This is a genomic window from Wolbachia endosymbiont (group A) of Cephus spinipes (genome assembly GCF_964026895.1).
Taxonomy (GTDB): Bacteria; Pseudomonadota; Alphaproteobacteria; order Rickettsiales; family Anaplasmataceae; genus Wolbachia; species Wolbachia pipientis.
Genome location: NZ_OZ034713.1, coordinates 425,679 through 439,621, shown reverse-complemented (window position 1 = coordinate 439,621; position 13,943 = coordinate 425,679). Strand labels below are relative to the sequence as shown.

The 13,943-nt window shown below is 36.2% G+C and carries 6 protein-coding genes and 1 pseudogene; all 7 read left to right on the top strand.

Going from position 1 to position 13,943, the window contains the following annotated elements; genetic code table 11:
- Positions 1-87: 87 nt before the first annotated feature.
- Positions 88-1,413 carry a dihydroorotase gene (locus AAGD59_RS02110; RefSeq protein WP_141456873.1) on the top strand — a complete coding sequence of 442 codons (1,326 nt, stop codon included), beginning with the start codon at positions 88-90 and terminating at the stop codon, positions 1,411-1,413.
- Positions 1,414-1,611: 198 nt separating this feature from the next.
- Positions 1,612-2,796, top strand: a complete 1,185-nt coding sequence (locus AAGD59_RS02105; RefSeq protein WP_015588880.1) for a dicarboxylate/amino acid:cation symporter — start codon at positions 1,612-1,614, stop codon at positions 2,794-2,796.
- Positions 2,797-2,799: 3 nt separating this feature from the next.
- Positions 2,800-3,396 carry an orotate phosphoribosyltransferase gene (gene pyrE / locus AAGD59_RS02100; protein ID WP_015588881.1) on the top strand — a complete coding sequence of 199 codons (597 nt, stop codon included), beginning with the start codon at positions 2,800-2,802 and terminating at the stop codon, positions 3,394-3,396.
- Positions 3,397-3,493: 97 nt separating this feature from the next.
- A complete protein-coding gene (gene typA / locus AAGD59_RS02095) occupies positions 3,494-5,323 on the top strand; it encodes a translational GTPase TypA (RefSeq protein ID WP_015588882.1) in 1,830 nt (609 codons plus the stop codon).
- 62 nt (positions 5,324-5,385) lie between these two features.
- Positions 5,386-5,631, top strand: a pseudogene (locus AAGD59_RS02090) (PD-(D/E)XK nuclease family transposase); the annotation flags it as partial.
- A gap of 969 nt (positions 5,632-6,600) precedes the next feature.
- Positions 6,601-9,162 (top strand): ATP-dependent chaperone ClpB, encoded by a 2,562-nt coding sequence (gene clpB, locus AAGD59_RS02085; protein WP_015588884.1) that lies wholly within the window; start codon positions 6,601-6,603, stop codon positions 9,160-9,162.
- A 27-nt stretch (positions 9,163-9,189) separates the two neighbouring features.
- Positions 9,190-13,941 (top strand): NAD-glutamate dehydrogenase, encoded by a 4,752-nt coding sequence (locus tag AAGD59_RS02080; RefSeq protein ID WP_174516771.1) that lies wholly within the window; start codon positions 9,190-9,192, stop codon positions 13,939-13,941.
- Positions 13,942-13,943 lie beyond the last annotated feature (2 nt).

Sequence of the window (13,943 nt, the reverse complement as noted above, 5' to 3'; positions counted from 1 at the left end):
TCAAGACAGCTCTTAGTCTGTGTTTTAATTTGGTTGTGTTTTATTAAAAAAACTTTAGATTTATTGCATAATCGATACTCAAATATAATGACACAGACTTGGAATTTGTTACAAACAGGGCAAAAGGAAGGCTATAAAATTGCGTATACTAATGCTCGTATTATCGACCCGGAAACTAAACTTGATATAAAAGGTTCGCTATTGACTGAAGGGGATAAAATTGTTGATTTTGGCGAATCATTATTTTCAACAAGTGGGGTCGATGAAACAATAGACTGTAAAGGGCTTGTTCTAATGCCAGGCCTTATTGACATTCACGTACATTTTCGTGAACCAGGGCAGGAACATAAAGAAACTATATATACAGGTAGCAAATCTGCAGCTGCAGGAGGCGTTACAACTGTAGTTTGTCAGCCAAACACTATTCCAGCAATTGATAGCGTTGTTTTGGCTAAATATTTGAAATATAGAGCACTTGAAACTTCACATGTAAACGTTGAATTTTACGCTAAAATCACCACTTCGGAAGAAAAGTTGACTGAAATGGCACTTTTAAAGGAAGCAGGTGCGGTTGGGTTCACTGATGATGGCATGCCAGTTATGAACCCAATGATTATGAGACAGGCGCTGCTTTATTCAAGTATGCTGGGTGTTCCTATTGCTCAACATGCAGAAGATTTAAATTTATCAGCAGGTGGTGCAATCAACGAAGGTAAAATTTCTGAAGAATTGGGAGTAAAGGGGATCTTAAGTGCGTCAGAATCGGTTATGGTAAGTCGCGATATACTGCTCATGAAAGATATGGAGAATGTGCACTACCATATTCTACATGTCTCTTCAAAAGATTCACTTGATGCTATTAAACGTGCAAAAGATTTGGGATTAAATGTTACGTGCGAAGTAACCCCTCATCACTTCACTTTGACTGAAGATATAGTAAAACAACATGGGGCAATTGCAAAAATGAACCCGCCACTTCGCACTGAAGAAGATCGTTTAGCTATGGTTGAAGGTTTAAAGACAGGTGTGATTGATTGCATTGCAACCGATCATGCTCCGCATGATCGTAGTTCTAAAGATCTGCCACTTGAAAATGCTGCATTTGGTATTGTTGGCCTTGAAACAATGCTGCCCCTTTCACTTGAACTCTATCACAGTGGGCAAATGGGTCTACTTGATGTGCTCGCAAAATTGACATATAAGCCTGCAGATATAATACACATACCACGTGGTCGTATACAAAAAAACCTTGCTGCAGACTTAATTTTAGTTGACCTCAATCATGAATGGGAAATTAAAACTGACAACTTTGCTAGTAAATCAAAGAATTCTCCTTTCGATGGTCGCAAAGTAAAAGGACACGTAGTACGTACTGTTGTGTCCGGCAAAACTATATACTCGCAGAAGAGTTAGTTATCATATCTTATCTATTCCAATTTGTTATCACCAGAATGGGCTAAGTGCACCTAAATTTAAATTAAGAAATCTTACACTGTCTCCGAATAAACACATCCTCTTATCTTTCCCTAATCTGTAAAGTTATTTTGTCTATCAATCTGATTCCAAAACAGCAAAATTATTGTATAATGTTACTTTGAAGTTTTATTTTCAATGCACAAGTTTGCAATACTTTTTTCTATACTGCTTGCAATAGTTGCTTACTATTTAAACAACGAAGTTATATTTGAAATAGCAAAGCTATTTAGTGACATATTTGTTAGTTTGTTGAAATTAATAAGTTTACCTTTAGTTTTTCTATCTATAGTTTCCACAATTTCAGGACTCAAAGACTCAATTGAAATTAAAACCTTAGTTAAGAAAACACTATTTTATACGCTGCTTACAACTATTATAGCTGCGTTTGTTGCATTATCGTTTTATTTGTTAATAGATCCAGCAAGAAAAAATTTCATAAGTAATACAATAGGGAGTGTTAACAGCAATAACCACAGTTATTTTTCATATTTAAAATCACTCATTCCTTCTAATTTTGTGCAAGTCTTTCTTGAGAATAACATTATTGGTAGTATATTAATCGCTTTTTTGATGGGCGGAGCTATTATTTCACTTTCAAAAGAAAAGCAGGATATATTACATCAAATATTCTCTGCACTTTTTGATACACTACTTAAAATTGCTCAAGGGTTATTAAAATTTATTCCGCTTGCTGTTTGGTCTTTTATTACATGTTTTTTGCATGAATTAAAAGGTGGTAGCGAGTTCTACAATCTTTTATGGTATTTTGTTTGCATAATGTCTGCAAATTTTGTGCAGGCATTTCTGATCTTACCGCTACTTATGTGGTATAAAGGCATATCACCAATTCAAACGCTAAGGGGGGTTATGCCAGCGTTGACGCTCGCATTTTTCTCTAAATCATCCAGTGCAACATTGCCAACAACTATAGAATGTGTGCAGAACAAGCTAAAGGTGCCAAAGAAATTGTCGTCTTTTATTTTACCAATATGCACAACAATTAATATGAATGCATGTGCTGCATTTATACTAATCACTGTAATGTTTGTTGCAGAAATGAACGGATACGCATTTTCCTTGAGCGAAATGTTGATATGGATTTTTTTAGCTACAGGGGCTGCAATTGGTAACGCTGGAGTGCCTATGGGGTGCTATTTTATGGCAACCAGTTATCTCGTATCGATGAATGTTCCTTTGCATATTATGGGACTGATTTTGCCTATTTATACAATCATCGATATGTTTGAAACTGCAATAAATGTGTGGTCTGATATTTGCATAACTCAGATAATTAATAAAGAATGTAATAGTGAAACTTAAAAAATGATATTAGACGAAAATAACCTAATAATAAAAGAATTTAAAGAAGCAGAAGCAATTTTGCATGGGCATTTTGTTTTATCATCCGGACTGCATAGTGGCACATACATACAGTGTGCGAAGATTTTTGAAAATCCAAGCAGAGCCATGAAAGTTTGCGCATTATTAGCAGATAAAATAAAAAAAGAATTAAATAGCTCCATAGATTTAATATTATCTCCTGCAATTGGTGGAATAATTGTGGGTTATGAGATTGGCAGGCAGCTTGGAATAAAGACAATGTTTTGCGAGCGCGTTAATGGCAAGTTTGAATTACGCCGTGGATTTGAAATTAAAAAAGGTGAAAAAATATTACTTATTGAGGATGTGATAACCACAGGTAAATCTTCGCTTGAAGCAGTGGAATGTGCAGAAGGGGAAGGAGGTAAAGTTGTTGCTGAAGCTTCTTTGATAAAGAGAAATAGTGAAACGAAACTGCCTTTTCCTGTCATATCTTTGATTGAACTGAACATCAAAAACTACAGCGAGGAAGAACTTCCAAGTGAATTAAAACAACTACCCATAACAAAACCTGGGAGTAGAGAATATTTAACAAAGTAATCCTATAATATCTTGGAAGCACAGCACAGCTTTAGTTATTTACTCTAAGTGTATTTTATGTATACTTATTACTAAATTAATTTTGAAATGATAGAAAATGAACGAATTTAAATCGATCCGAAATATAGCAATAATCGCACACGTTGACCACGGGAAAACTACTTTACTCGATAACATGTTAAAACAAAGTGGCACGTTTCGTGAGAATCAAGAAGTTCAAGAGCGAGTTATGGATAGTGGCGACCAAGAACGTGAGCGCGGAATTACAATACTTGCAAAGTGCACATCAATAATGTGGGGCGATGAAAAGATCAATATTATTGATACGCCAGGGCACGCGGACTTTGGTGGGGAAGTGGAAAGGGTATTGTGCATGGCAGATGGTGTGTTGCTGCTGGTCGATGCTGCAGAAGGTCCAATGCCACAAACAAAATTTGTGCTCTCAAAAGCACTAAAAGCAAATTTGAAGCCAATTGTGATAATCAATAAGGTTGATCGACCAGACAGCAGAATTGATGAAGTACTAAATGAAATATATGAGTTATTTTTTAACCTTGATGCAACCAACGAGCAGCTAGATTTTCCAGTGTTGTATGCTTCAGGTAGAAATGGTTGGTGTGCTAAGGAGCTTTCTGATGAAAGAAAAGATTTAAGCCCATTATTTTCAACGGTTATAGATTATATAAAACCTTCTGTTTATGATCAAAATGCACCTTTTGCTATGTTGGTCACTCTACTTGAGTCTGATAAGTTTCTTGGCAGAATATTGACAGGAAAGGTTTATCAGGGTGTTGCACAAGTTAATTCAGATCTTAAGGTGCTTGACCTCGATGGCAAAGTAATTGAACGAGGAAGATTAACTAAGTTGCTCTCATTTTCTGGCTTGAAACGCATTCCAGTAGAACAAGCTGTGGCGGGAGACATAATTGCAATTGCAGGACTTGAGGAAGCTTCGGTTTCAGATACTATAGCAGCACCAGAAGTTACAACTGCAGTAAGCTCAACTCCAGTTGATCCGCCAACAATGGCGATTACTCTGAGCGTTAATGATTCACCTTTTGCTGGGCAAGAAGGTACAAAGCTTACTTCAACTGCTATAAAGGATCGTTTATATGCGGAAGCAGAAACAAATGTTGCAATTACTGTGACTTTGGCACCAAGCGGTGAAGCATTTGAAGTAGGTGGGCGTGGTGAGTTACAGCTTGGAGTGTTAATTGAAAATATGAGGAGAGAAGGTTTTGAGCTTTCGGTATCACGCCCTCGCGTGTTATTTAAAGAAGAAGGCGGTAAAAAACTTGAACCTATAGAGGAAGTAGTAATTGATGTAGATGATGAATATAGTGGAATCATCATGGAAAAACTCAGCTTCCGTAAAGGTGAAGTAACTGACATGAGACCTTCTGGTAATGGCAGGACAAGATTAACGTTTTTAGTGCCATCAAGAGGATTAATCGGTTATCAAGGAGAGTTTTTAACTGATTCTCGTGGCACAGGCATAATTAACCGTTTATTTCACAGTTATGCTCCACATAGAGGTCCAATTTCTGGAAGGCGCAATGGAGTTTTAATTTCTACAGATAAGGGTGAGGCTGTGGCATATGCAATTTTCAATTTGCAAGACAGGGGAATTATGTTTATTAAGCCACAGGATAAGGTATATTGTGGCATGGTTGTCGGCCAGCATAGCCGTGACAATGATTTGGAGATAAATGTGTTAAAGGGTAAGCAATTAACAAACGTAAGAGCTTCAGGTAGTGATGAAGCTATAAAGCTCACTCCACCAAAGATAATGACACTGGAGGATATGATAGCGTATATAGATGATGATGAATTGGTGGAAGTAACTCCAAAATCTATACGTTTACGCAAGAAATTCCTTGATCCAAATGAACGTAAGCGTGCAGGAAGGGCAAAGAATAAGGAGTAATCAGAGGTTGAACATTTGCGAAAAATAGTGTATAATTATTCGTCTCCTAATTGTATTTAATTATGGCCTTTTCGAAATTTCTCGATCCAAAAAACAATTTCGCGTTCAAGAGAATATTTGGCACTGAGAAAAATAAAGATATTCTCATTCACTTTCTCAATGATATATTGGGCTTCGCTGGCAAAGATGAAATAGAAGAAATAGAATTTCTCAGCACTATCATGGATGCTGAGATTGCCTCTAAAAAACAAAGTATTGTTGATGTTTTCTGTACTGATTCTGCTGGAACCCAGCTAATTATTGAAATGGTGCGACCTGAAAGTCTTAGGTCATATTGTTTAAAAGGAGAGGAATTCCTTCAGAAAGAAACTAAAAGAGTTCTAAAACTTATTAAACCAGATGTTTTGCCATCTGAGTCTACGCATCAGTGCGAATCGGGTAACCGGTTGGTGCCAAGCGATGCGGACAATGAACCTCCTCTTGAAAAAGAAGATGCTCAATCGTGAAAGGAGCATAAACTACAAGCATCATGTGGTTGGAGAGCTAGGCTTAGTGGTATGGTGAACGTAAGTGAAGCTTCATAAGTATCGTAACGATTAAAGAGCTAAAGATGCTGATAAGCTCCGACCAAAAGGTAATGTGACATTTTTCATTTCTGGATGTACGCAAATCACCGGTATAGAGAAGTCACCTAACCCACTGTTGTATGACAGAAGGAACAGGGTAAGCCTGTATTTCCGCCTATATGGCAAGCAAACCGCAAGGAACGCTGATGAAAATGCAGGTAAAGGATAATGGAGAAAGCGAATGCCATTTTGTAACGAAATGTATAGAATTTGTAACATTAATTCGCGTGAAAACGAGCAGATTTCCATTTGGTCCCTCGTGACAAGAAACTTTGTTAACCACTTGAGGTAGAGAAGCAGATGACCTTACCCACAGAAATGATGAAGAAATTAGGAATATTTTTTACAAAAAGGACAATACTAACAAAAGAACTTTATTCTATTTAGAATATAAAGTTACAATAAATTTTCCTGTCATCTCCAAATAAATTACATTAACTTAGTATTGTATATTGTTAATAACTTAAATAATACAACCATTTTCAGCAACAAAAACCAAAGGTCTTGAGATACAAGATATTTGTATGGTTACTATGATAGTTCCTTTTTTAAGAAAGTTTTAAATTTCATACCTAACAATAAACAACTTTAGGTTTAAATTTATGAAATCAGTTGTTATATACATCAGCAAATACGAATTTAACTGGTGTTATGGACTTAAATAAATTTACCGAAAAAGCAAAAAGTCTAATTCAAAGTGCTCAAATGAAAGCGTTGGGAGCTGGGCATCAGATTTTTATGCCTGAGCATTTACTAAAAGTGATGCTTGAAGATGAATCAGGTTTAGTTCAGGATTTGATAAACGCTTGTGGTGGAAGTGTGCAAAGTATTTCTGATGCTGTGGATAGCGCAATAAAAAAGTTGCCAGTAATTGAAGGTCCAGGAAGTGGTGGCCTTCAACTTTCAAGAGAAATAGCAAAAGTTTTTGAAGATTCAATTGGTATTGCAAGAAGAAATAAAGATTCATTTGTTGCTGTTGAGCGTTTACTACAGGGCCTCACTGCACAAAAAGATGATACTGTAGGCAAAATTCTGGCAGAGAATGGTGTGACTCTACAAAAACTGAACTCAGTTATTGCAGAAATGAGACAAGGCAGCAGTGCGGACTCGCCAAACAGTGAGGAAAAATTAAACGCGGCAAAGAAATATACAAAAGATGTTACAGAGCTTGCTATGCAAGGAAAGCTTGATCCTGTAATTGGTCGTGATGAAGAGATCAGAAGAACTATGCAGGTATCACTGAGGCGGACAAAAAATAATCCAGTGCTGATCGGTGAACCTGGTGTTGGAAAAACTGCAATAGTTGAGGGGCTTGCAAATAGAATTGTTGCAAACGATGTGCCACTTGGTTTGCATGATGCAAAGGTCTTAGCTTTGGATCTTGGAGCACTAATTGCTGGCACTAAGTTTAGAGGAGAGTTTGAGGAAAGGTTAAAAGCAGTGATTAATGAGATTTCGAGAGCGGAGGGAAAAATTATATTATTCATCGATGAATTGCACACTTTAGTTGGAGCAGGAGCAACAAGTGGTGCAATGGATGCCTCGAATCTGCTGAAGCCTGCTCTTGCGCGTGGAGAAATTCGCTGTATAGGAGCCACAACTTTAGATGAATATCGTCAGCATATAGAAAAAGATCCTGCACTTGCAAGGCGTTTTCAGCCTGTGTTTATCTCTCAACCAACTGAAACTGATACCATTTCAATACTCAGGGGTTTGAAGGAAAGATATGAGGTGCATCATGGTATAAGAATTACAGATGGTGCAATAATTGCTGCTGCAACGTTGTCCAATAGATATATAACAGATAGGTTTTTACCTGATAAAGCAATTGATTTGATTGATGAAGCAGCAAGCAGGGTGAGAATTGAAATGGATAGCAAGCCTGAAGTTATTGATGAACTTGAGAGAAAGGTTATACAGCTAAAGATTGAAGCAGAGGCTTTAAAAAAAGAAAGTGATGAAAATTCTAAACAGCGTTTAAAAAAGATAAATGAAGAGATCGAAAATCTAAACAGTAAATTTGCTGACTTGAACAGCAAATGGCAGATGGAAAAGAATAAAATAGCTAGAATACAAGAAACAGCCGAAAAATTAGATAACGCTAGAAAAGAGTTGGAATTAGTTCAGCGTAGTGGGAATTTGGGAAGAGCAGGAGAGCTGATGTATGGTGTGATTCCTCAGCTTGAGAATGAATTAAAAAATCAGGAAAAGGTTACTGATAGTTTCTTAAAGAAAGAAGTGACTGGAGATGATATTGCAAACATTGTTTCAAAGTGGACAGGAATTCCAGTTGATAACATGATGCACAGCGAAAAGGAAAAACTTCTCAACATGGAGAATGAAATAGGAAGAAGAGTAATAGGGCAGAAAGATGCAATAGAAGCGATAAGTAATGCAGTTAGGCGCTCCCGCTCTGGGGTGCAAGATACTAATCGACCTTTTGGTTCATTCTTATTCTTAGGCTCAACCGGGGTTGGTAAAACCGAACTTGCGAAAGCCTTAGCTGAATTTCTGTTTGACGATCAATCAGCGCTTCTGCGTTTTGATATGTCAGAATATATGGAAAAACATTCTGTTTCAAAGCTAATTGGCGCGCCTCCAGGGTATGTTGGCTATGAACAAGGTGGCAGATTAACTGAAGCGGTAAGAAGAAGGCCATATCAGGTTATTCTGTTTGATGAAATCGAGAAAGCAAATCCAGATATATTTAATCTATTGCTACAGATCTTGGATGAGGGGAGACTCACTGATAGTCATGGTAAATTAATTGATTTTCGCAACACCATACTGATTTTAACTTCTAACCTTGGCGCTGAGATAATGCTAAAAGGGAATGTTGATTCTGTAAGAAATGAAGTGATGCAAATAGTTAAATCAACATTTCGTCCAGAATTTTTAAACAGGCTGGATGAAATTATTATATTTCACAGTTTAACCAGAGATGACATCTATAAAATTATAGATGTTCAATTTTCTTATTTACAAAAAACACTTGCTAAGCGTAAACTGAGTATAAGTTTGTCGCAGGAAGCTAAAGAACTAATAGCACAAACTGGCTATGACCCTGAATATGGAGCAAGGCCCTTAAAAAGGGTTATACAAGAGTGTATTCAAAATAATTTAGCTAAATTAGTTTTATCAGGGGAAGTAGTAGAAAATGATGAGCTAATAGTGTACGCTCTTGATAATGAAATCTTAGTTAAAAAGGTTTAAGTTCACTGTGTATTTTTGTTAAAAAAAATGTGTATAGATCATAATGTTGACACTGAGTCTTTATTTAAGCTAGCTGATCAAGAAAATCAGCAAGATAAAGAAAAAATTAAAAAATTCATTAAGTATTTTTATAGTTTTGTTTATAAAAGCGACCTAAAAGCCAATGATAAGTTTTTGCTATATATTGTAAACGATGCTTACAATTTTGTTTCTCAAAAAGAGAAAGATGAAAGTAAGTTAGTAGTAAGCAATATAGATGATATACCAGGAATAGAAGGCGATTTTACCACGATTAAGATAACAAACGATGATATGCCATTTTTGGTTGATTCTGTTATTGCAACTATTAAATCGCACAATTTAACCATATGCTATTACAGCAACAGCATAATTAACATTAAAAGAAAAGATGGCCTAATAGACGAGATTTACTCTTTGGAAGAAAGCAATGGAGTCAAAGAGTCAGTCATATATGTAATTATCAAAGGTATAAGTGACAGCTTTGTTGATACATTAAAAGAATCTCTACAGAAAACGCTGAAAGCGGTTAATTGCGTTGTGAAAGATTGGCACTTAATGCTCAAGAAACTTGATGAGGCAAGTCTTTCTGTCATCCCAGTACTTGATACTGGGATCCAGGAAAAGGACACGTGGATTCCAGTGTCACGCACTGGAATGACACCAGACCGAAATCAAGAGCAAAAAGATTTTCTAGTTTGGTTAAAGAATAATAACTTCGTATTTCTAGGTTATCAAGAATATATTGCTGGTAAAGATGAAAAACTCGTCTGTGACAGCAAAAAGGACCTTGGCCTGATGAGAGTAGGTCAAAGTACGTTGATTCCTTCTGCAAACCTTGATTCCCTATACATATTGAGATCAGATCTAATCTCAATAGTCCATCGGCGTACATACATGAATTGTATAGGAGTAAAAGAATTTGATGACCAGGGTAATGTGGTAAAGGAACGGCGTTTTTTCGGGCTATTTACTTCTGTAGCGGAGGTCCAAGATATTAGAACTATTCCAATAATAAGAGATAAAGTTAAAGTTATAGAAAAAAGTGCAGGGTTTGTAACCGGGGGCCACAATAACAAAGCTCTAATTTATATTTTACAAGTATTCTCATGTGATGAATTGTTCCAGTCTAATGAGAAAGAATTATTTCAAATTTGTACTTCTATTATGTCCCTTGCAATAAGACCAAGAGTCAAGTTATGCTTAAGAAGTAAGGGAGCGTTTACTAGTTGTATAGTGCTGATACCGATGCGTTATGCTAGCTCCAGGCTAATGCTCAAGATAAGCAATATATTGAAGGATGAGATAAATGCAGAAAGTTCAGATATTTATAACCACCACATTATAAACGAATATGACTTAATGAAATTGCACGTGGTGCTAAAGGCTAAAAACGCTAGTATTCCTGATGATGAAGTTTTGCGTATCGAAAACAAATTAAGGAACATTACGGAAAAATGGGAAGATCGTTTTATAGACAATTTATATAATACTTTTAGCACTGTTGAGGATATATTCATCCGTTATTGCAAGGCATTTCCAATAAGCTATCAAGAGAGTTTCGAACCTCATGACGCATATTACGATATGAAAAAATTGGAGATAGTGAGGAAAAAAAGAGTTAGCGAGGTCGATTTAAGACTTACTCGTGACAATCTTAATTATCAATTAAAGGTTTACACTTCGAGCAATGGAGGTCTTGAATTATCGAAGATATTAAGAATTACTAAGAATTTGGGAGCTAAGATTCTATCTCATAATGGCTATTACATAGAAATTAACGGCGGAATATGGATACACCATTTTGTGTTGTCAAGAGTCGATGAATTAATAGACAACATTACTCTAAAAGAGCAATTTGAAATAACACTTGCGAAAGTGTTTAGCAAGGAAATTAAAAATGACTATTTCAATAGTTTGATCATTATTGCTGGGCTCAAGTGGAAAGAAGTGCTTCTGGTTAGAGCGTTAAGTGCTTACCTAAAGCAGACGTCATTTAACTACAATCCAGAATATATCCAAAAGGTAGTCTCAGAGCATCCAAAAATAGTAAAGTATTTGATACAACTATTTCATGCAAGATTTGATCCTAACATAGACATTGATAGAGCAGAAACTACGGACATTGTCAGAGAAAAAATTGAGGAACTTCTAAAAGAGATCAGCAATGTTTCACATGATTACGTTTTGCGCTCGATATTTAACTTGATAATGGCTACTTTAAGGACCAGTTATTATCAAGACGATAAACCATATTTATCTACAAAATTTGACTCAAGTAAAATAAATGGTTTACCTGATCCTCGTCCGTATCGTGAATTGTATATTTATTCAAACCTTTTTGAGGGGATACATCTAAGAGGAGGGAAATTAGCCCGTGGTGGCTTAAGGTGGTCGGATAGGACGGAAGATTTTCGCACTGAAGTTTTGGGGCTCATGAAAGCTCAGATGACAAAAAATGCGGTTATTGTCCCTGTTGGTGCAAAGGGTGGGTTTGTAATAAAGCAAGCTTATAAAGATAAGAATATTTTAAGAGAGAAAAGTGTTGAGTGCTATAAGAGTTTCATTAGAGGAATGCTTGATATTACTGATAATGTAGTTGATGGTAAAATAATTCCACCAAAGGATGTGATTAGGTATGATGAAGACGATCCATACTTGGTGGTTGCGGCAGATAAAGGCACTGCTTCATTTTCTGATTATGCCAACCAAATAGCCTCTGAGTATAATTTTTGGCTTGGTGATGCATTTGCATCTGGTGGATCAGCAGGTTATGACCACAAAAAGATGGGTATCACAGCAAGAGGTGCATGGATTGCAGCACAGAGGCATTTTTGGAAAATGAATAAGGATATTTACCAAGATGTAACTGTAATTGGGATTGGAGATATGGCTGGCGATCTATTTGGAAACGGTATGCTGCTTTCAAAAAATATACATTTAATCGGCGCATTTAACCATATGCATATTTTTGTTGACCCAAACCCTGATGCAGAAAAGAGTTTCACAGAGCGTAAACGTCTCTTTGAGTTACCATTTTCAACCTGGATGGATTATAACAAAGATTTGATCTCTCAGGGTGGAGGAGTATTTGAGCGTAGCAGTAAGCAAGTAAACATTTCTCAAGAAATAAAAAAGTGCTTTGATATAACAGAAGATATGCTACCTCCAAGTGATTTGATTAGATATCTGTTGAAAGCAAAAGTGGACTTCATATGGAATGGAGGAATCGGCACGTTTGTTAAGGCAAAGAGTGAAAATCATAGCATGGTCGGTGACAAAGCAAACGATGAGTTAAGAGTGAATGGTAAAGATATTAGAGCTTCTATGTTTATAGAGGGTGGAAATCTTGGTTGTACACAGTTTGGAAGAATAGAATATGCTGAAAAAGGTGGATATATCAATGCAGACTTTGTTGATAATTCAGCCGGAGTGATATGTTCGGACCTTGAAGTTAACATTAAGATTGCATTTGTTTCAGCTATGAAAGCAGGGGGTATTTCTTTAGAAAAAAGGAATGAAATACTGGCAAGTATGGTGGATGAAGTTGCATCCAAAGTGCTTGAGAACCACAACAAAATTGAAACAAAAGCATTACTTCTTGAGTGTTTGCAAGCTAAAGAGAGATTGGAGCAGCACCACAGGTTACTGCTCAGTTTAGAAAAATCTGGGCTGTTAAACCGAAGCGTAGAATTTCTTCCAACTGAAGAAGAGATAGCAAGGATGTTAACTGGTGCAGAAGGTTTCAGTTCTCCTCAGCTCTCTGTTCTAATGTCTTATGCTAGAACAGCAATAAAAAATGAAATTATACATTCCGATCTGTCTGAAAAAGATCTTATATCTCATGACTACTTGCTAGGTTATTTTCCTAAAAAGATGGTAACAAAGTTTAAGGATTTCATATTAAAACACCAACTTCGTAGAGAAATTATCTCTACTTGCATTGCAAATGATGTAGTGAATAGAATGGGCTGTATATTCATCAATAATTTGGCTGAGAACACTGGAATTAAGATACAAGAAGCGGTTAACATATATATTGTTGTTAACCACCTGTATGATTTAAACAGCCTGTGGCAGAAAATTGATGAATTGGATGGAAAAATTGATGTTAACTCATACTTACAAATAGTGAGGAACGTGCAGAAATTTATTGGCAGAGTATCATTTTGGCTAGTGAAAAATCTTGGCAAGCTTAGCTTTGTAGAATTGGATGATGTTACAAAATTTAAAGATGCAATTGAAACTTTAGGCCAGAACTTAACTGATGTTTTAGATGAACACCTATTAAAGATCTATAGCCATGGATCAACTTCTTTAGTAGAACTTAATATAAATAAAGATCTAGCAAAAAAAGTTGCTGATCTATGCGTTCTTGCTTATGCACTGGACATTATATCTGTTGCTGAACAGACATCTTTGTCCATTCTTGATGCTGGTAAAATATACTTTGAGTTAAAGTCGCTGTTAAGATTCGATCTGATTAGAACAATTGCCATCAAGATGAAAAGCCGCTCTTCTTATTGGGATCGCAGCTTAGTTAATGATTTATTGGACGATTTAAGCAATTACCATCACAAGCTAGCTGTTAAAGTCATAAAAGCTACTGATAACCCCGAAGATAAGGTTCAAACCTGGGCTTGTGATGATAAGGACTACATAGAACGTTATAATAGTTTTTTAGATGAGATGGTTGCTTCTAAACTTGATTTAAGCAAATTAATATTTATAATCAGAAGGATTAAAGTACTTGCTTCATAGGA